This window comes from Caulobacter henricii (assembly GCF_001414055.1).
Taxonomy (GTDB): domain Bacteria; phylum Pseudomonadota; class Alphaproteobacteria; order Caulobacterales; family Caulobacteraceae; genus Caulobacter; species Caulobacter henricii.
The window spans coordinates 2,490,175-2,509,050 of record NZ_CP013002.1; the positions used below are offsets into that span (position 1 = coordinate 2,490,175).

The following is an 18,876-nucleotide window of genomic DNA, read 5'->3' on the forward strand; positions in this document are numbered from 1 at the left end:
CAGAGAGAGCGACGGCAGACCGTCGATCCCTTTACTCCTCCTGCAGAGCGCTGACATGCGCGGCGGCCGAGCGCCCCAGCGCCTGGAGGTCGTAGCCGCCCTCGAGCGAGGAAACAATACGGCCCCGCGAGCGGGCATTGGCGACCGAGACAATGGCCCGGGTCGCCCAGGCGAAATCCTCGGCTTCCAGGTTCTGGGCCGAAAGCGGATCGCGGACATGGGCGTCGAATCCGGCCGAAACCAGGATCAGGTCCGGCGAAAAGCCGTCCACCAGATCCATCAACCCCTCGAATCGCCCTCGCCAAATCTCGCGGGCGGCATTGGGCGCGACGATGGCATTGGCGATATTGCCCAGGCCCGTTTCGGACGGATCGCCGGTGCCCGGATAGAGGGGCGACTGGTGGATCGACGCGAAAAAGACGGTCGGGTCGTGCTCAAACGCCGCCTGGGTGCCGTTGCCGTGGTGAACATCGAAGTCGATGATGGCCACCCGGCCCAGACCTGAGGCCTGGGCTACTCGCGCGGCAACGGCGACGTTGGAGAAAACGCAAAAGCCCATGGCCACGCCCGGCTCGGCATGATGGCCCGGCGGCCGCACGGCGCAGAAGGCCCGCCTCCCCTGGCCTGAGGCGACCTGGCGAACGGCCGAAACTGCCGCCCCGGCGGCGCGTCGTGCCGCGACCAGGCTTCCGGGGGTCAGGATGGTGTCCGGATCCAGGGCATGCCGACCAGCCTGGGGGGCCACGGCCAGCACCTTGTCGACAAAGGCCTGAGGATGCACCAGGGCCAGGTCCGCAAGGTCGACCAGCGGGGCATCGTGAGCTTCCAGGTCGAGGGTGGCGTCGTCGCCCAGGGCGTCGATCACGGCCTGCAGGCGCTCCGGACGCTCGGCGTGGCCGTCACCCGGCCGATGGTCGAGCATGTCAGGATGGGTGAACAGGGAGACGCTCATGCCCTATAGCTATCGCAGGCTGGTATTGGACGAAACAGGGCGATCGCGGTTATCAGGAGCGATATGAGCCTTTCCCTCCGACGCGCCACGATCGACGACGCCGACACAGTTTCCAGCCTGGGTGCCCGCACCTTCGCCGAAACCTTCGACTATCTCTATCCGCCCGAGGATCTGGAGACCTTCCTGGCCTATGCCTATGGCCTGGAGCGGACGCGCAACGACCTGGCTCACCCCGACAAGGCCACCTGGCTGCTGGAAGATGACGGCGAGGCGATTGGCTATGCGACCGCCGGTCCCTGCGATCTGCCCCATGGTGACGTCCGGCCGGACGATGGGGAACTGAAGCGGATCTATGTGCTCAAGGACCATCAGGGCGGCGGCAAGGGATCGATGCTGCTGAACGCCGCCCTCGACTGGCTGGAGAAGGACGGGCCCCGCCCTCTGTGGATCGGCGTGTGGTCCGAGAACTTCGGGGCCCAACGACTCTATGGGCGACTGGGATTTGACAAGGTCGGCGAGTACTTCTTCCCGGTCGGAGAGACCCGCGACCTGGAGTTCATTCTGCGGCGAGGCTGAGGCCCTGCGGCCTTTTGGCCAGACTGCTGATCGTCCTTCTGAACGGATGCAGGGACGGTTGCGTCCCGTTTAAGAACGCTCCACACTCCGAACAACTGTTCGAAAGTGTGCGCCGATGTTCCTTCGCTTCTTCTCCGAACTGCGCCAGGCCAAGGTGCCGGTGAGCCTCCGCGAGTACCTGATGCTCATGGAGGCCCTCGACAAGGACGTGATCGACCGCTCGGTCGAGGATTTCTATTTCCTGTCCCGCGCCAGCCTGGTGAAGGACGAAAAGAACCTCGACAAGTTCGACCGCGTGTTCAGCCACGTGTTCAAGGGACTGGAATCGGTCAGCGACGGCATCGCTGCGGATATTCCCGAGGAATGGCTGAAAGCCCTGACCGAGAAGTTCCTGACCGATGAGGAGAAGGCGGCCATCGAGGCCATGGGCGGCTTCGAAAAGCTCATGGAGACCCTGCAGGAACGCCTGAAGGAACAGAAAAAGCGCCACGAGGGCGGCAACAAGATGATCGGCTCGGGCGGCACCAGCCCGTTCGGCAACAACGGCTACAATCCCGAGGGCGTCCGCATCGGCCAGGACAAGAGTCGTCATGGCCGGGCCGTGAAGGTCTGGGACAAGCGCGAATACAAGAACCTCGATGACAGCGTCGAACTGGGGACCCGCAACATCAAGGTCGCCCTGCGTCGTCTGCGCAAGTTTGCCCGCGAAGGCGCCGCTGAGGAACTGGACCTGAACGGCACTATCCGTGGGACGGCCGAAAAGGGCTATCTCGACATCCAGCTACGGCCCGAGCGGCGCAACAAGATCAAGGTGCTGCTGTTTTTCGACATCGGCGGTTCGATGGACGGCCACATCAAGCTCTGCGAGGAGCTGTTCAGTGCCGCCAAGACCGAATTCAAGAACCTGGAGTTCTACTATTTCCACAACTGCCTCTATGAGGCCGTCTGGAAGGACAATCGCCGCCGGCAGGTCGAAAAGATCCCGACCTGGGATGTGCTCCACAAGTTCCCCAGCGACTACAAGGTCATCTTTGTCGGTGACGCCACGATGAGCCCCTATGAGATCACCTATCCGGGCGGCAGCGTCGAGCACTGGAACGAGGAGCCGGGTGCCATCTGGATGCAGCGCGTGGCCGACATCTATCAGAGCGCCATCTGGTTGAACCCGACCCCCGAACGGCACTGGGACTACACCCAGTCGATCGGGGTGATGAAGACCCTGATGAATGACCGCATGTACCCTTTGACCATCGAGGGCCTCGACAAGGCCATGCGCGAATTGGTCCGGGCCTGAAGACGTCCGCGAAACCAAGCCCCTATTCTCCCCCTCCCCAGCTTGGGAACCAAGCCACATGCAGACCGGCGGCCCGGCAGGTGGCGGTCGCCGGACCGCGCTGTCCAAGGCGTCCCGCAGCGTTGAGCCAAACTGTCAGACGCGCCAGCATTTCGTCAGGTCGCGGTCCATCTTGACGCTTGCGCCAATTTCGAACGCCCGTAAGACTTCCCCACGGGTAAAGGGGAAATCGTAGTGAGTCCGACCACCGACGCCGCCGTCTCGCCTCTTCTGACTGAAGGGGTAGCCGAGGCCGCCGAGACTGAAGCCGCCACCAAGAACCTGGTGTTTGTTGCCGCCGAGCGGCTCTTCGCCCTGCATGGCTTCCAGAACGTTTCGGTCCGCGACATTACGGCTGCGGCCGGCGTGAACCTGGCCTCAGTGAACTATCACTTCGGATCGAAGGACGCCCTGCTGCTGGAGATCTTCCGGCGGCGCACGGCGGAACTGAACCGCGAACGGGCCCGCATGCTGCACGAGGCCAATGACCGCCACGCCGGCAAGCCAACCGTGCGCGACGTTCTGGCCGCCCTGCTGACCCCGCCCCTGCGTTGGCTGGCCCCCGATCACGAGCGCCGGATCTCGCTGCAGTTCCTGATCCGGGCGCGCAGCGAGGGTACCGACGATATCCGTCAGATCCTGAAAACCGATGTCTCTCACCTGCGACGTTTTTCTGACGCCCTGCTGATCGCTCGGCCGGACCTGTCGCCGGAAGACGTCTACTGGCGCCTGCACTTCACGCTCGGCATGCTGCACAATAATCGCTTCGCCGAGTTTGATCGCCTGAACGTCCTGTCAGAAGGCACCACCAGTGAGGGCGATGTCGTCGCCCTTTTGGCACGCATGCTCGCCTTCGCCGAGGCGGGCTTCGCAGCCTAGGATTTGGCCCGCCGACCCGCGACTTGCCCGGGGAGAGGGGCCAGACCGTCGCCCGGAAAACCGGCGCAAACACAATTTAACATTCTTAACAGGCGATCGGCCTGTACAGGCGTCACACAGATAAGCATAAGTTAATGTGCTTGCTGGGGGACGCGAGCGAAAGGGGACGTTCGGATCGATGCGGGGGTCTGTCATCATCAAGGGCGCGCTGGTCGCGGCCGGGTTGGGAGTGGTCGCTACGACCGCCACCGCCCTGTCGACTCAAGCACCTGCGCCCTATGATGGGACACTGACCCTGGCCGGCGGTGAAGCCGCCATCGATCCGGACGCCCCGATTGCCACGGCGCGCTATGGTGACGCGCCGCGCCGGCCCGCAGCAGCCGTTTCCGAAGCCCTTCCCCCCTCGCCCATCGATCTGGCCGGAGCGGTTGCACCTTTGGCCGGCGGCCCGGCGATAACGGCCGTCGCTGCGCCGGCCCAGGTCACCCAGATTGCATCCGCCGCCGAGGCTCGCCCCAAGCCTGCCATTCAGACGCTCGCCGAGCCGCGCCAGCCGGTGCGGACCACGACCGTGGCAGTGGCCGATTCGCGCCCGCCGGCACTTTCCCTCTCTCGCTCCAAGGCCGGGCGTATCCCGATGGTCAAGGTCGAGGACATCGATATCCAGCCGTTCGGGTCGGCCTATGAGCCCTCGACCATGCAGCGGTTGTCGGTGAACGCCTCTGCCCTGATGGGCAAGATGAGCGGCGTCGCCCAGGATCCCCGAAGGGGGCGTTGGGTGTTGTTTGCCGCCAGTTCCGGCCAGGCCCTGAGCTGGAATGTTATCCGCAGCTCCATTGACGGCTGGCGGGGCTCCGGCTGGTCGCAGGAACGTCTGACGCGGTTCGGCACCCACCAGGTCGGTATCGGCTGGCGGAAGAACGGCAAGCAACTGTCGCTGAGCGCCACGCGCCGCAAGCTGCAGGCCGAGGCCTATTCAGACCGTGATATGGTTTACGGCCTGACGCTCTCGATCAAGCCCAAGCGCTGATCTGCCGGGCCGTTTTCGGCAAGTCGGCGGCCGTAGGCTCTGCGTCCCGGCCACCGCTTATCCCTTAGACTAGCCCCGGGCGGCCGCGATGCGTGCCCTGGCGATCTGGTCGGCCACGAGATTGGCCGGACGCTTTTCAGCGATCGACTGGTCAATGACCTCGCCCAGAGTCTGGGCCAGGCGGTCCAGCTTCGTAGCAACCCACTGACCGTCAAAGCTGCCGCCCGCTTCGAGGGCGCGAATTTCGGCCGCGACATTGATGATGCCGCCGCCATTGATGACATAGTCCGGCGCATAGAGGAGGCCGCGGTCAAACACCGCCTGGCCGATCATGGCGTCGGCCAGCTGGTTGTTGGCCCCGCCGGCGATGACCTTGACCTTCAGGCGCGGCAGGGTCGCGGCGGAAATTGCACCGCCCAGGGCGCAGGGCGCAAAGACATCAGCCTCGACATCAAAAATGGCGTCGGTCGGCACGATGGTGGCACCGGTCTTGGCGGCAACCTCGTTCAGAGCGGTCTGGTTGACGTCGGCGATGGTCAGAACCGCGCCGGCGGCATGCAGCTTCTCAGCCAGGTAGGCCCCCACATGGCCCACCCCCTGGATGGCGACGCGCACACCGGTCAGATCGCGCTGCAGAGCGCGCTCGACGCAAAGGCGGACGCCCCGGAACACGCCCTCGGCAGTGACGGGCGAGGGGTCGCCCGAGGCGGCCGCATGGCCTTCGAGGCCGGCGACATAACGAGTGGTCTTGCGGGTGCTTTCCAGATCAGACGGCGAGACGCCGACGTCCTCGGCGGTCCAGTACTGGCCGTTCAGGCTGTCGACCGCGCGGCCGAAGGCCTCGAACAGCTCCGGCGTCTTCTGGCTGCGGCTGTCACCGATGATGACGGCCTTGCCGCCGCCGAAGTCGAGGTCGGCCATGGCGTTCTTGAACGACATGCCGCGCGACAGGCGCAGAGCATCCGTCAGGGCGGCCTGGCTGCTGGTGTAGTCCCACATGCGGCAGCCGCCTGCGGCGGGGCCCCGGACGGTCGAGTGAACGGCGATAATGGACTTCAGACCGGTTTTTTCGTCGAAGAAGGTATGGACGCCTTCATGTCCCTCGAAATCGGGGGAATCGAACAAGGTCATGCCGCAGGTCTCGCCTCAGACAGAAGAATGCGCCGGGGTGTACGCTGACAGGCCTGCGCTCACAACCCCGAAGGCTTCTCCGGTGACGTCTGAGCCAAGGCTTCCATGATCTTGACGCTGGCCGGGATCGGCGGCGCGCCCGATGGCCAGGGTTTGGCGGGGTCGTTCAGGAAGCTCTGGGCGTCGCGCCAGACGGTCGCCGCCTGCCGGTCGACGAGCAACAGGTGCCAGCCTTTGGCATAGCAGGCCGTGCGGTGTTGAGGGCTCAGCCTGGCTGCGGCCTCGATCGTGGGTTGCTTGGGAATGATGTGGTCATTGACCCCATAGAACCAGGCCGTCGGGACCTTGATCCTGTCGGTCGAGCGCCAGGCCTGCTCCATCAGGCCGACCAGGCCGAAAATCGTGTCGGAGCGCGCGCCCCAGATCATTAGCGGGTCCCTGCCCATGCGGCGCAGTTCGTCGACATTGTCCGTGGGCATGACCTTGCGCACCAGCCAGTCCGGTGGCTCGACCACCCAGCCCCCCACCATGTGGGCGCTGACCCACAGACTGGCCCGATTGGGCAGGGGCTGCTCGGACCAGCCCCAGACGGCGGGCGCGAACAGCAGCAGGCGATCGACGGGCGGCGGCTCGGGATCGGTCATGGCGGCGATCGCCAGTCCGCCGCCCATGCTGATGCCGGCCAAGGCGATCTTCGCGCCCGGATGTCGCTCGCGAACTAGGGCCACGCAGGTGCGCACATCCTCGATCACCACCCCGACCGGTGCCCAGATCCCTCGCTCGGGCGACCGGCCAAAGCCGCGCACATCGAAGGCGTAGGTGGCGATCCCCTGCCCGGCCCACCATTCGGCAGCCAGATGATAGGCCTTGGAATAGTCGTTCATGCCGTGCAGCCCGACGATCACCCATTCAGGCTCAGCCTGAGCCGGCAGCCAGGTTCGCAAACCCAGCCGCGCGCCGTCGAAACTGACGAAATCCTCGCCCTCGAAGCGCGGGCCGCGAAACCCTAGCGGCCCCAGGTCCAGCCTCTGGGTCAGGGGTGTACAGCCGCCCAGCGCGGCGGCGGAGGCGGTGAGGATCAGGCTTCGGCGGTTCATGCGGCCAGAATGCCCGCCACGCGCTGGCGAAGATAGGGCGTGACCTCGGCCTCGAACCACGGATTGCGCTTGAGCCAGGCGGTGTTGCGCCACGAGGGATGCGGCAAGGGCAGGATGGTCGGCCCGAAGGTTCGCCAGGCCGCGACCGTTTCGGTCATGGTCCTGCCGGTCCGCTCCTCCAGCGCCCAGGCCTGGGCGTAACTGCCCACCAGCAGGGTCAGCTCGACCTTCGGCAACTGCTCCAGGAGTTGCCGCCGCCAAAGCGCCGCGCAGCGCGGCGGCGGCGGATAGTCACCGCCCTTGGGATTGGTCCCCGGAAAGCAGAAGGCCATGGCCGCAACGCCGATCTCGGGCCGGCCATAGAAGGTTTCGCGGTCGAGCCCCATCCACTGGCGCAGGCGCACGCCGGACGGGTCGTTGAACGGCAGGCCGGTCTCGTGGACGAGTCGCCCCGGGGCCTGGCCGCAGATCAGGATGCGCGTCTCGGGTCGCACCCGAACCACCGGCCGGGGCACATGCGGCAGGTAAGGCGCGCAGGCGCGACAGGCGGCGATATCGGCGAGGACGGTGTCGAGCATGTCTGGCGAGGTCTGAGCGGCGGGTGGGGCGAACAGGCCGAGCCCTAGCCAACCGCCCAGAACAGATCGGCCAGCCTATAGCCGGCCGAGGCGACGCGAGCCTCAGACACGCTGCGGGCCCGGACCACATAGGACTCTGACAGCAGCGGTGCGTCGTCGGGCGAGCGTCCCGCCAGCAGCCGCCCACCGTCATAGGCCAGGGACCTGGCCAGAACACGACTTTGCGTGACCCAGCCCAGGTAGGCCATCTGGCTGTCATGGTTGTCGCGCGGAACTGTGGATCGCGGATGCATTGCCGCTATCTCGCGGGCCAGGGCTTCGGAGCCGACCTCTCTCGAGCCAGGACGATCGACGATCCCGTCCCAGGTGTCGTGCAGGGTGTTTGGCGGTGCCTCCGGGCTTTTACGAACCCAGGCGATGGACCCGGCGCGGTCGCTTTTGGGAAAGGTCATCGATAGCCAATGCCCACCGTGCAGGGGCTGGTGCATGTCGCCGACGATGTGCATGACCCAGCACAGAGCGACAGCGCGCTGGGCATTGGGCGCGCCCCTGTCCCGGGCCAGGGCCAGATTCGATCCAAAGGCCTGGTCGGCCTTGCCCACCGTGATCGGAAGGGCCCACCCCCAGGGCGTGACCAGCTTCAGGGCGTAGTGCCAGTCGGGCCGGTCGAAGGGCCCGTTGCGGATATCGTCTGGCCAGCGCGCCATCAGGGCAAACAGCCGCCGCTCCCGGGCTGGGCCACTCAGTCCCGCCAATTGCTGGTCGAACCGGGCCCGGTCGGGATGGTCGCGCATGATCGCCAGAATGTCCGTCACGGCCTGCGGATGCTCGGCCTTCAGGGTGTCATAGGCGATGTAGCCCGTCGCCATGTGGCCCTGGTCGTTCCAGGCCAGGGCCGGCGCAGGCGCGGCGAGCGCCAGGCACAGTACTGCCAGTGTCGTCGCTCGCCACGTTTTCATGCCGCGTCCTCCCGAGGGTAGACCCGACCCTACACTATCCGCCCAGGAAACCCCGCTCCTTGGCGATCACGGTCGCGAAGGACGGCCGCGCCAGCACGCCGTCAGCCCAGGCCTTGGCCTTGGGCCAGCGGCCGAAATCGAAGCCGGCATGCATCAGGTTGACGAACGGACTGGCCACGGCGATGTCGGCCAGGGTCAGGCGGTCCTCGATCAGGAAGCCGCTCTCGGGCGCAATTTTCTCCAGATAGTCCATCACCGGCGGCATCTCTTCCGCCGTGGCCTTTTCGACGGCCGCCATGTCGGATTCGACACCCATGAAGCGCGGTCCGACAACCAGGTTGAAGAAGATCTTGCCAGCCGCACCAACGAAGATGCTGTCGGCGAATTCCTCAAACCAGATCGTCCGGGCGCGCGCCCGGGCTTCAGCGGGGATCAGGCTGGGCTCGGGATAGGCCGCTTCCAGATAGGTGACGATGGCGCTGGAGTCGGAGATCTTGAAGTCGCCGTCCTGAAAGCCCGGAATCTTCTTGAACGGGCTGATCTCCAGAAACTCAGGATCCGGCGAGCCGGGCCGGGCGACCTTGTTTTCGAAGGTCAGGCCCTTCTCGGCAGCGAAGGCCATGGTCTTGCGCACGAACGGCGACAGCGACGAGCCGTGAATGATCATTCGGTGAACTCCCTTTTGTTGGGGGTCATAATTCACCGATTGAGTTTCGTTTCAAGACTTACAATTTTGGGCCCGCTCTCCCCGGCGAAGGCCGGGGTCCAGATTCAGCCTGAGCGTCCGAGGATGATCCGAGATACGGCTGACCAGATCAGCAATCGCTCTGGGTTCGGTCTGGGCCCCGGCCTTCGCCGGGGAGAGCGGACAGGGGCTTAGGCGTCGTCGTCCTCAGCCTGATCCTCAACCACCGTCTCAAAGCTGGTCGGATCGCCCGGCAGGCGGGTGCGCAGCCGATAAACACCGCGGAATTTTTCCGGATCGACCGGCTTGTTGTGGCGCAGGATCACGATGGTCCCGGCGCGGGCCAACTCGATGGCATTGGTGCGCACATGGCCCAGGATCTGCTGCCAGCGCTCGGGCTGCACCGCCTTGGCGACGTTCATCGGGTCGATGGACTTTCCCTCCGGCAGGCCTGCCAGCTGGGAAAGAATGGTCTCTTGGATCGGGGTCGTCATGGGCGGCTCCATGCCACGGATCGTCGCCTTACGCGAGGGACGGCTTGCGCGCCAATCGACGCGGCTCTAGCTCAGGCCTGACGAATTTGCGGGGATGAGCAGATGGATGGTGGCAATGACGCGCCCGGCGGGCCGCGACTGGTCGAGAGCGGCGACTGGGCCGGCTGGCGCACCTGGTCAGGTCTGGATCCGTTCGAGGACCAGTCCGGCCCCTTCTTTTTCAAGGAAGACGACGCCGGTCTGGTGACCACCGCCTTCCTGGCCGAGACCCGCCACATGAACGGCGGCGGCTTCATGCATGGCGGCTGCATGATGACCTTCGCCGACTTCTCGCTGTTTGCCATCGCCTGGAAGGAACTGGCGGGCCAGCATGCCGTCACCGTCAGCCTGAACGGCGAGTTCATGGGCCCGGCCCGGCCCGGCGATCTGGTGACGGCCACCGGCGAGGTCACCAAGGCCGGCGGCTCGCTGCTGTTCGTCCGCGGACTGGTCTCGACCGGCAGTTCGCCGATGCTGAGCTTTTCCGGCGTGATCAAGAAGATCAGGAACCGGTAGACCCTCGGTAGCTGCTCCCCCTCTGGGGGAGCTATCGCGGAGCGACTGAGGGGGCGAATGGGGCCTTAGCCGAGCTAGCCCCCTCCGGCCCTCTGGGCCACCTCCCCCAGAGGGGGAGGATCTCGCTAAACCCCCGCCTTCGCCGCCGGCCGCTCCATCATCGCCGTAAGCCACCGGCCCACATTCACCAGCTCCGCGTCCGGCCTAAACTTGACCATCCGCGCAAAGTCGATCCCCGTGACCGCCAGGATGTCGGCGATGGTCACCCGATCGGCGGCGATGAACTCGCTCTCGGCCAGGCGACGATCGAACACCTTTAGCGCCCGCTCGGCGGCCTTGCGGTTGGTATCGGCAATTTCCGGGATCTGGGTTTCGATGGCGGCCAAGGCCGGATGGCCGTGACGCACGGCCATCATCAGCGGCGTCGACAGCAGCATCTCGGCACGCCGCGTCCACATCTCGATCACGGCGATCTCACGGGCATCGCGGCCAAACAGGTTCGGCTCGGGATAGAGGCTCTCGAGATAGCGGCAGATGGCCACCGACTCGGTGATGGTGGTGGTCTCATCGATCTCCAGCGCCGGCACATTGGGCAGGCCGGCCTTGGCGAGATAGTCGGGTGATCGATGCTGGCCGCCGAAGATGTCGACATCGACGATCTCGATGTCCTCGATGCCCTTCTCGGCCATGAACCAGCGCACACGGCGCGGATTGGGGGCGCGGCGGCTGTCATAGAGCTTCATGGCGAGGTCCTCCCGTTTTGACCGGAGGATGAGCGAGTTTCGCAGGGGAAGGAAAGAGCGGGTCGCTAGACGCCGGTAATCGCCTGGCCGAACGCGATCAGATTGCCGTCCGGGGCCACGACCAGCAGCTCGCGCTGGCCATAGGGCTTGTCGGCGGGGCCGTGGACGTCTCCGGCCGGCAAGGTGTCGAGGCGCGGCTTCAGTTCGTCATAAAGGGCGTCGACGTCGCGGACATCGACATAGTAGCAGAAGCGGCGGTTGCCCGGCGGAGCGCCGTCCTCGCCCTGCCCGGCCAGTATGCGGATACCCGCTCCTTCCCGCTCGACATAGGCATAGTCACCTGTCCGGTAGTGGGTCTTGAACCCCAGGATGTCGTTGAAGAAGGTCAGCGCCGGCTCAAGCTCGGGCACGTGCATGAACGGCGTGATCTGGATGAAATTCGACACGGTCTTGCCCCCCATGACAGGCGTGATCAGGCGCTCCCCGAGCACCTGATCACGCCTGGTATCAGAGCCCGAACAGCGCCCGGGGCATCAGGCCGATCAGGGATCCGGTCAGACAGGTCGCCAGGAAACCGGCCATCATCGCCTTCCAGACCAGGCCCAGCACTTCCTGCCGGCGCTCGGGCACCAGCACGCTGAAACCGGCCACATTCATGCCGACCGAGCCGATATTGGCAAAGCCGCACAGGGCATATGTCATGATCATCCGGGTACGCTCGTCCAGCAGGGCCTCGCCCGTCTGGGACATCTGGATGAAGGCGGTGAACTCGGTGAGGATCAGCTTGACGCCGAGCAGGCCGCCGGCCGTGCCGGACTCTTCCCACGGAATGCCCATCGACCAGGCCAGGGGCGCGAAGACCACGCCGAGCCCGCGAGCGATGCTCAGCGGCTGGCCGCCGACGTCCGGCAGGGCAGCCAGGCCCTTGTCGACCATGGTGGCCAGGGCCACGAACACGATCAGGGTGGCACCGATGTTCAGGGCGATCTGCAGGCCGTCGGTCGTGCCCTTCATAACGGCGTCGATGGAGCTGCCATAGGTCTTGTCGTCAATGTTGAGATCCAGGCTGGAGACCTTCTCCAGCGGATCGGCCGGCACGATGATCCTGGCCAGCAGCACCCCGGCCGGGGCCGAGATGATCGAGGCGGTCAGGACGTGGGCGGCCGCATTGGGCAGGATATCAGCCAGAATGGTGACATAGGCCACCATGGTCGAGCCGCTGACGCAGGCCATGCCGACCGCGATCAGCATGAACAGTTCCGACCGCGACAGCTTGTCGAGATAGGCGCGGATAAAGATCGGGCCCTCGATCTGGCCCATGAAAATCGTGGCGGCGGTGGCCAGGGCCGGCGGGCCGCGCAGACCCAGGGTCTTCTGGAACACGAAGCCGAAGCCCTGAGCGGCCCACTTCAGGATCTTCCAGTGCCACAGCAGCGCCGACAGGGCACAGACCACCAGGATCACCGGTAGGACACGGAAGGCGAAGATGAAGCCCAAACCCGGATTACTGACCGGATAGGGCTGGTCGCCCCCCGCCAGGAATCCGAAGATGAACATGGTGCCGGCCTGGGTCGAGGCCGACAGACCCTCAACCGCGCCGTTCACGCCGCGCAGCAGGGCCTGGGCCTGGGGCAGCCCGAACAGCAGCAGGACGAGTCCGACCTGGACGACGATCGCACCAATGGCCAGCACCCAGGGAAAGCGCTTGCGGTTTTCGGAGACCAGCCAGCAGAGGCCGAGGGTGAGCGCCAGACCCGCGAGGGCTTGAACGTTCTCGGGAAGAAACATCAAGACAGAAGAACCTTTGAACTCGGCGACGCCCCCGCGACGTCCGCCAGAGGGCGAGATTGACACCAAGTATGCGGTGAGAGGCAAGCGGCTTGCACCAGACCGGCCGCGAGGAGCAGGCCGTCTGCCCGCCGCCAAGGCATCGCGGCGATCCGGCCGCGACGATCGCGGCAAGGATTTGCCTTACCCCGATTTAACTTGGCCGTTCGCCGATCACCGCTATTGCTGCAACTCTCGATTGGGGGAGCATTGTTCGCATGTCGCTGGCCTTGGCCACATTGCTGTATGAGTGGCGTCGCTACATGGCGGCGGTCGTCGCCTTGGCGTTCTCCGGTCTGCTGGTCCTGGCCCAGGTCGGGATGTTCGTCGGTATCGGCAAGGGCTTTACCGCCCAGATCGACCGGGCCCGCGCCGACATTATGGTGCTGGGCCCCGGTGCCAAGGCGCTGTTCGGCGGCCCGTCCGGCTTGCCGCGGCGCATGATCCCGCTGGTCTACAGCCATCCTGAAGTGACCCAGGTCGCGCCCCTCGACGGGTCCGGCGGCCGGTTCCAGAACATCCTGTCTCCCGAGGAGCAGGCCAAGATCGACGCCCGCACCAAGGCCGCGGCCAAGGGCGGCAAGCAGGCCGGCGGAGAAGGCGGTGGTCGCAAGACCGAGTTCGTCAACGTCACCGTGATCGACGCTATCCCGGGCTATGTCACCGTACCGACCGACTACACCCAGTCGATGGTCGAGGCCTTGCGCCAACCCTATGCCGTGGCCGTCGACCAGACCGCGCTGAAGCGCCTGGGCGTCAAGAAGGGCGACAAGGCGATCTACAACGGCAAGACCATTACAATCGCCGTGGTCACCACAGGCTACCCCAACATCATCCAGCCGACCCTGGTGATGTCGCGCGACACCCTCCGGATGCTCGGCGAGGCGGACACCGGCCCTCGGGTCGCCCCACTGATGGTCCAGATTCGGGATCCCGCTCGTGCCGAAATCGTGGCGGCGCAACTCAACAAGAAGGGCGACGGCAAGTTCCGCGCCTGGACCCGTCAGGAACTGGCCGACGCCAACTCCAGCGCCATGCTGGATGACCAGATCATCGGCATCATGCTGGGCTTCTCGGCCTTCCTGGGCCTTCTGATCGGCGTGGCCATCACTTGGCAAACCCTGCGCGGCGCGATCATGGCCAATATCAAGGAATTCGCCAGCCTGCGCGCCCTCGGCGTGTCGATGGGCGACCTGCGCAACATCGTCATGGAGCTGTCCTTCTGGGTCGGCATCGTCGGGGTCGGGGCCGCTGGTCTACTGACCTGGCTGGTCACCCTGCTGGCCAGCGCCGGCGGCGTGCCGATGTATTTCCCGCCCAGCCTGATCATCACCGTCGCGGTCTTCCTTGTGTTGATCGCCATGCTCTCCGGCTTCCTGTCGCTGGGCATCCTGAAGAACAGCCAGCCCGCGGACCTGCTGCGATGAGCAATGATCACAGCCACCTGCGCGGCCAGAGCGCCCTCTCGGCCCAGGGTCTGGTCAAGCGGTTCAAGACCGGCCGGACCTTTATCGAGGTGCTCAAGGGCGTGGATTTCGACGCCAGGCATGGCGACGTGACCATGGTCATGGGCCCCTCCGGCTCAGGCAAGTCGACCCTCGTGGCCGCCCTGTCCGGTCTGCTCAAGCCCGACGAGGGCAAGGTCACCGCTCTGGAGGCCAATGACCTCTGGTCGCTGTCGGCCGGCAAGATCGACCGCTTCCGCCTGGACCACTGCGGCTTCATCTTCCAGGGCTTCAACCTGTTCCCGGCCCTCACCGCCAAGCAACAGGTCATGACCGTTCTCAAGTACCAGAACGTCGGTCCCGGCGAGGCCTCGCGCCGCGCCCAGGCCGCCCTGGAGTCGGTGGGCCTTGGCCCGCGCGTCAATCAGCGGCCTTCGGAACTTTCGGGCGGCGAGAAGCAGCGCGTGGCCATCGCCCGCGCCCTGGCCAAGAACCCGAACCTGATCTTCGCCGACGAACCGACCTCGGCCCTCGACGGCAAGAGCGGTGAAATTGTCATCAAGCTGCTGCGCGCGGCCGCCACCGAGCGTGGCGCGGCGGTGATCTGCGTGACCCACGACCCGCGGTTGGAGGCCTATGCCGACCGCGTCATCCACATCGAAGACGGCCGGATCCTGGACGACGTGCGTAGAACGCCCGACGCCAATCCCGGTCCGCTCAGCCACTGACCTTTTGGGGAAACTGATATGTTCGGCTTTCTGCGCCGCCCGATGTTCTGGATCGTCATCGTCGTGCTCGCCGTCGGCGGCGGCGGCTTCGTCTATATGAAGGGCCAAGCGGCCGAGAAAAAGAAGAAGCTCGAAGCCGCCGCCAAGATGGAGGAGCCCTCCCCCTACGCGGCCATCGCTAACGGCAAGGCTGATGTCGAAGGCGGCATCATCCAGGTTGCCGCGCGGCGCGGCGGCGTGGTCGAGGCCGTCTATGTCCAGGAAGGCGATGTGGTCGTGAAGGACCAGATCCTGGCTCGCCAGCAGAGTGACGAGGGCCGCCTGGCCGTCGAACGCGCCAATGCCGAGGTCGCCCAGGCCCGCGCTTCCCAGAACGCCACCCGCGTTCAACTGGCCACCGCCCAGCGCGAGCATGCCCGCCTCAGCAAGCTGACCGCCAGCAACTTCGTGGCGGGTACGCGTGTGGATGCCGCCTCTGACGCCATCGCCAATGCCCGCGCCACCCTGGCCGCCCAGGAAGCCCAGATCGCCACCGCCATCGCCCGCAAGAACGAGGCGCAGTACAACCTCGAACTGACCGTGATCCGCGCGCCGATGAATGGCCGTATCGCCCGCCGCTACGCCAATCCCGGTGCCGGTGCCTCGACGCTGAACGTGTCCAACATGTTTGACCTCGAGCCTGACACCCAGCGCATCGTCCGCGCCGAGATCGTCGAGGCTGACATCCCCAATGTCGCCGTGGCCCAGGAAGTCGAGATCCAGCCTGAAGGTGATCCCGACAAGGTCTATGTCGGCAAGGTCCTGCGCCGTGCCGCCGTGTACGGCGCTCGCAAGCTGGCCTCCGACGACCCCAGCCAACGCAGCGACGAACGCGTGGTCGAAGTCGTGGTCAGCGCCGACGGTGCCCCGCTGCTGGTCGGACAGCGCGTGCTGGTCAAGTTCATGAAGCCCGGCAAGAAGGCCGGCGTGAAGCGCGCGAAGGCGACCGCGCCCGTCGGCGGCGGCATGACCAAGCCGAACTAGGCAAACGACGCCAAGAGCCAAAGAGACGCCGGGCGGATCTCCGCCCGGCGTCTTGCGTTTCGGCTCAGGCCTTCCACGCTCTCAGGCGCAGCGCATTGCCGATCACGCTGACCGAGCTGAGCGCCATGGCCAGGGCCGCCAGCTGCGGCGTCAGGGTCAGGCCGAAGGCGGGATACAGCAACCCGGCCGCAATCGGCACGCCGGCGGCATTGTAGACAAAGGCAAACGCCAGATTTTGCCGGATATTGCGCATCACGGCCCGCGACAGCGAGCGGGCCCGGACAACGCCCATCAGGTCGCCATTCAGCAGGGTCACACCAGCCGCCTCCATGGCCACGTCCGCGCCACTGCCCATGGCGATGCCGACATCGGCGACGGCCAGGGCCGGGGCGTCATTGACGCCATCCCCTGCCATGGCGACCGATGCGCCCTCGGCCTTGAGGCGCTTGACGACCTCGGCCTTGCGATCCGGCAGAACCCCGGCCTCCACCTCATCAATACCCAGAGCGCGGGCCACGGCCATGGCGGTGACCTGATTGTCCCCTGTCATCATCAGCACGCGAACGCCCCGGTCCTTCAGGGCCTTGATTGCAGCGCGGCTGGACGGGCGAACAGGATCCTTGATCGCCAGTAGCCCGGCGGCCACGCCGTCCAGGGCCACGAAAACCACCGTCGCCCCCTCGCTTCTCAGCGCATCAGCACCCTTGGCCAGATCGCCGACCGCGATCTTCAGTTCGGCCATATAGGGCTCGGCTCCGATCGCGACGCGGCGCCCCTCGACCAGGCCGGTCACGCCGCGGCCCACGGGCGAGTCGAAGTCGGCGACCTCGGCCAGGGGCAGCTTGCGCGTCTCGGCGGCCTCAACGATGGCCTTGCCGAGCGGATGCTCACTGCCGCGCTCCAGGCTGGCGGCCAGGCGCAGGAGCTCGTCCTCAGGCACGCCGACAGGTTCGATGGCGCTCAGGACCGGCCGGCCTTCAGTCAGCGTGCCGGTCTTGTCGACCACCAGCACGTCAATGCGTTCCAGGCGCTCCAGTGCCCGGGCGTCCTTCAGCAGGATACCCGCCTGGGCACCGCGCCCGACCCCGACCATGATCGACATCGGCGTCGCCAGGCCCAGGGCGCAGGGACAGGCGATGATCAGCACGCCCACAGCCGCAACCAGAGCGTTGGCCAGGCGGGGCTGGGGCCCGACCAGAGCCCAGGCGGCGAAGGCCAGGACGGCGGCGGCGAGCACGATGGGCACGAACCAGGCCGCGACCCGGTCGGCCAGCCGCTGGATCGGCGCGCGCGACCGCTGGGCCAGGGCGACCATGGCCACGATCCGCGACAGCAGTGTGTCGGCCCCGACCCGCTCGGCCTTCATGACAAAGCCGCCGCTCTTGTTGATCGCCCCGCCGACCAGCAGAGAACCCGGCTCCTTGAGCACCGGCATCGACTCGCCGGTCACCATGGCCTCGTCGACATGGCCACGCCCTTCCAGCACCACACCGTCGACGGGGATCTTCTCGCCCGGCCTGACCCGCAGCCGGTCGCCCACCAGAATGCTGTCGATGCCGACCTCGGTGTCCTGACTGTCAGCACCGATGCGCCGGGCTGTGCGCGGGGCCAGGTCCAGCAGGGCGCGAATGGCGCCACCGGTGCGCTCGCGCGCCCGCAACTCCAGCACCTGGCCCAGCAGCACCAGGACGGTGATCACCGCCGCAGCCTCGAAATAGACCGGAGCCTGTCCGTGGTGGCCCTTGAAGCTGGCGGGCAGCAGATCCGGTGCCAGGGTCGCGACCAGCGAATAGAGATAGGCCGCGCCGGTTCCCAGGGCGATCAGGGTGAACATGTTGAGGCTGCGCGCCAGGATCGACGCCCAACCGCGCTGGAAGAACGGCCAGCCAGCCCAGAGGACCACCGGCGAGGCCAGTGCCAGCTGGATGAAAGCGTTGGCGCGGTCTCCCCACGGCGGCATAAAGCCAAACAGGTGTGCGCCCATGTCCAGCACGAAGACCGGCGCCGTCAGCACCAATCCGAACCAGAAGCGACGGGTCATCTCCCCCAACTCGCCATTGGGCGCGGCGTCCAGCGTGGGAGTTTCGGGCTCAAGGGCCATGCCGCACAGGGGACAGGCGCCGGGACCGACCTGGCGCACCTGCGGGTGCATCGGACAGGTATAGATCGTCTCCGCCGGAGCGGCCTCGGCCTTCTCCGGCTGTGCGAAGGTGTAACGCTCGGGGTCGGCCACGAACTTCGCCTCGCACCCGGCCGAGCAGAACCAGTAGGTCTCGCCGCCATGGCTGGCGCTGTGCTTCACCGTCGCCGGGTCGACAGACATCCCGCAGACCGGATCGCGCGACATGGCGACCGTCGTTGCGGGAGCGCCGCCCCCGCAACAGGCATGCGGCTTGCCAGAGGGGGCGTGGTCATGGGGGGACATGTGGACTTCTCCTGAGGAGCTGGTGCCGCTATATACCCCCATAGGGTACATCATCAAGTACCCCCATGGGGTATCCGATGCAGCCTGACACCAAGGCCTCCGCCATGAAACGCCTGAACCGCATTGAGGGTCAGGTACGCGGGATCACAAAGATGATCGACGACGACCGCTACTGTATCGACGTGATCACCCAGATCTCAGCGGTCCAGGCCGCCCTGCGCCGGGTGGAGGAGGAAATCCTGCGCGATCACGTCACCCATTGCGTGGAACACGCCATCCAGAGCGGCAACCCGGAGTCGCAGCGCGAGAAGGTCGCCGAGCTGATCGCCGTACTTGCCCGTAGCGGCCGTTGACCTGACGTCTTGACGCCTCCCCTCCCGCGCCGCACAAACGCGCCAAACCAAACACGTGTTTGA

The 18,876-nt window shown here is 66.1% G+C and carries 20 protein-coding genes; 9 read left to right on the plus strand and 11 right to left on the minus strand.

Translation table 11 applies throughout. The features are described 5' to 3' along the window. Positions 1-31 precede the first annotated feature (31 nt). Positions 32-952, minus strand: coding sequence for a histone deacetylase family protein (locus AQ619_RS11670; RefSeq protein ID WP_062147600.1), 921 nt, complete (start codon positions 950-952; stop codon positions 32-34). 63 nt (positions 953-1,015) lie between these two features. On the opposite strand from AQ619_RS11670, the gene AQ619_RS11675 reads away from it, so the two are divergent. The 4 genes from AQ619_RS11675 (at position 1,016) to AQ619_RS11690 (ending at position 4,770) form a co-directional block, all read left to right on the plus strand. Continuing rightward, positions 1,016-1,528, plus strand: a complete 513-nt coding sequence (locus tag AQ619_RS11675; protein ID WP_062147603.1) for a GNAT family N-acetyltransferase — start codon at positions 1,016-1,018, stop codon at positions 1,526-1,528. 115 nt (positions 1,529-1,643) lie between these two features. Next, positions 1,644-2,822 (plus strand): vWA domain-containing protein, encoded by a 1,179-nt coding sequence (locus tag AQ619_RS11680; RefSeq protein WP_062147605.1) that lies wholly within the window; start codon positions 1,644-1,646, stop codon positions 2,820-2,822. 234 nt (positions 2,823-3,056) lie between these two features. Further along, on the plus strand, positions 3,057-3,740 hold the full coding sequence (locus AQ619_RS11685; protein WP_062147607.1) for a TetR/AcrR family transcriptional regulator: 684 nt from the start codon (positions 3,057-3,059) through the stop codon (positions 3,738-3,740). Positions 3,741-3,918: 178 nt separating this feature from the next. Beyond that, positions 3,919-4,770, plus strand: coding sequence for a hypothetical protein (locus AQ619_RS11690; RefSeq protein WP_062147610.1), 852 nt, complete (start codon positions 3,919-3,921; stop codon positions 4,768-4,770). A gap of 69 nt (positions 4,771-4,839) precedes the next feature. On the opposite strand, the gene AQ619_RS11695 is transcribed toward AQ619_RS11690, so the two are convergent. The 6 genes from AQ619_RS11695 to AQ619_RS11720 all read right to left on the minus strand — a co-directional run bounded on the left by AQ619_RS11695 (position 4,840) and on the right by AQ619_RS11720 (position 9,714). Further along, on the minus strand, positions 4,840-5,901 hold the full coding sequence (locus AQ619_RS11695) for a Leu/Phe/Val dehydrogenase (protein WP_062147613.1): 1,062 nt from the start codon (positions 5,899-5,901) through the stop codon (positions 4,840-4,842). A gap of 59 nt (positions 5,902-5,960) precedes the next feature. Further along, positions 5,961-6,998, minus strand: coding sequence for an alpha/beta hydrolase (locus tag AQ619_RS11700; protein WP_062147616.1), 1,038 nt, complete (start codon positions 6,996-6,998; stop codon positions 5,961-5,963). Next, positions 6,995-7,576 (minus strand): uracil-DNA glycosylase family protein, encoded by a 582-nt coding sequence (locus AQ619_RS11705; protein ID WP_062147619.1) that lies wholly within the window; start codon positions 7,574-7,576, stop codon positions 6,995-6,997. Before AQ619_RS11705 ends, AQ619_RS11700 begins: the two co-directional genes overlap by 4 nt. 44 nt (positions 7,577-7,620) lie before the next feature. Then, positions 7,621-8,535, minus strand: coding sequence for a S1/P1 nuclease (locus AQ619_RS11710; protein ID WP_062147622.1), 915 nt, complete (start codon positions 8,533-8,535; stop codon positions 7,621-7,623). A gap of 34 nt (positions 8,536-8,569) precedes the next feature. Continuing rightward, positions 8,570-9,202 (minus strand): glutathione S-transferase family protein, encoded by a 633-nt coding sequence (locus tag AQ619_RS11715; RefSeq protein ID WP_062147625.1) that lies wholly within the window; start codon positions 9,200-9,202, stop codon positions 8,570-8,572. Between the two features lie 209 nt (positions 9,203-9,411). Then, positions 9,412-9,714, minus strand: a complete 303-nt coding sequence (locus AQ619_RS11720; protein ID WP_062151617.1) for a DUF3253 domain-containing protein — start codon at positions 9,712-9,714, stop codon at positions 9,412-9,414. A 102-nt stretch (positions 9,715-9,816) separates the two neighbouring features. On the opposite strand from AQ619_RS11720, the gene AQ619_RS11725 reads away from it, so the two are divergent. Continuing rightward, positions 9,817-10,269, plus strand: coding sequence for a PaaI family thioesterase (locus AQ619_RS11725; protein WP_062147628.1), 453 nt, complete (start codon positions 9,817-9,819; stop codon positions 10,267-10,269). A 125-nt stretch (positions 10,270-10,394) separates the two neighbouring features. Here AQ619_RS11725 and AQ619_RS11730 read toward each other — a convergent pair whose 3' ends face one another. From AQ619_RS11730 to AQ619_RS11740, 3 genes are all read right to left on the minus strand, one after another. Next, on the minus strand, positions 10,395-11,012 hold the full coding sequence (locus AQ619_RS11730) for a glutathione S-transferase family protein (protein ID WP_062147631.1): 618 nt from the start codon (positions 11,010-11,012) through the stop codon (positions 10,395-10,397). A gap of 65 nt (positions 11,013-11,077) precedes the next feature. Continuing rightward, positions 11,078-11,503 (minus strand): bleomycin resistance protein, encoded by a 426-nt coding sequence (locus tag AQ619_RS11735; RefSeq protein WP_236849464.1) that lies wholly within the window; start codon positions 11,501-11,503, stop codon positions 11,078-11,080. A 16-nt stretch (positions 11,504-11,519) separates the two neighbouring features. Further along, positions 11,520-12,800 carry a NupC/NupG family nucleoside CNT transporter gene (locus AQ619_RS11740; protein WP_062147633.1) on the minus strand — a complete coding sequence of 427 codons (1,281 nt, stop codon included), beginning with the start codon at positions 12,798-12,800 and terminating at the stop codon, positions 11,520-11,522. A 257-nt stretch (positions 12,801-13,057) separates the two neighbouring features. On the opposite strand from AQ619_RS11740, the gene AQ619_RS11745 reads away from it, so the two are divergent. The 3 genes from AQ619_RS11745 to AQ619_RS11755 are packed head-to-tail and all read left to right on the plus strand — an operon-like array spanning position 13,058 to position 16,035. Continuing rightward, positions 13,058-14,266, plus strand: coding sequence for an ABC transporter permease (locus tag AQ619_RS11745; protein ID WP_062147636.1), 1,209 nt, complete (start codon positions 13,058-13,060; stop codon positions 14,264-14,266). Continuing rightward, positions 14,263-15,012, plus strand: a complete 750-nt coding sequence (locus AQ619_RS11750) for an ABC transporter ATP-binding protein (protein ID WP_062147638.1) — start codon at positions 14,263-14,265, stop codon at positions 15,010-15,012. The genes AQ619_RS11745 and AQ619_RS11750 overlap by 4 nt, the downstream gene beginning before the upstream one ends. 18 nt (positions 15,013-15,030) lie before the next feature. Then, a complete protein-coding gene (locus AQ619_RS11755; protein ID WP_062147641.1) occupies positions 15,031-16,035 on the plus strand; it encodes an HlyD family secretion protein in 1,005 nt (334 codons plus the stop codon). Positions 16,036-16,099: 64 nt separating this feature from the next. On the opposite strand, the gene AQ619_RS11760 is transcribed toward AQ619_RS11755, so the two are convergent. Continuing rightward, the gene (locus AQ619_RS11760) at positions 16,100-18,460 is read right to left on the minus strand and encodes a heavy metal translocating P-type ATPase (protein ID WP_062147645.1); all 2,361 of its coding nucleotides are present in this window, start codon (positions 18,458-18,460) and stop codon (positions 16,100-16,102) included. Between the two features lie 77 nt (positions 18,461-18,537). Between AQ619_RS11760 and AQ619_RS11765 the strand changes: the two genes are divergently transcribed. Continuing rightward, positions 18,538-18,813, plus strand: a complete 276-nt coding sequence (locus AQ619_RS11765) for a metal-sensitive transcriptional regulator (protein ID WP_062151623.1) — start codon at positions 18,538-18,540, stop codon at positions 18,811-18,813. Positions 18,814-18,876 lie beyond the last annotated feature (63 nt).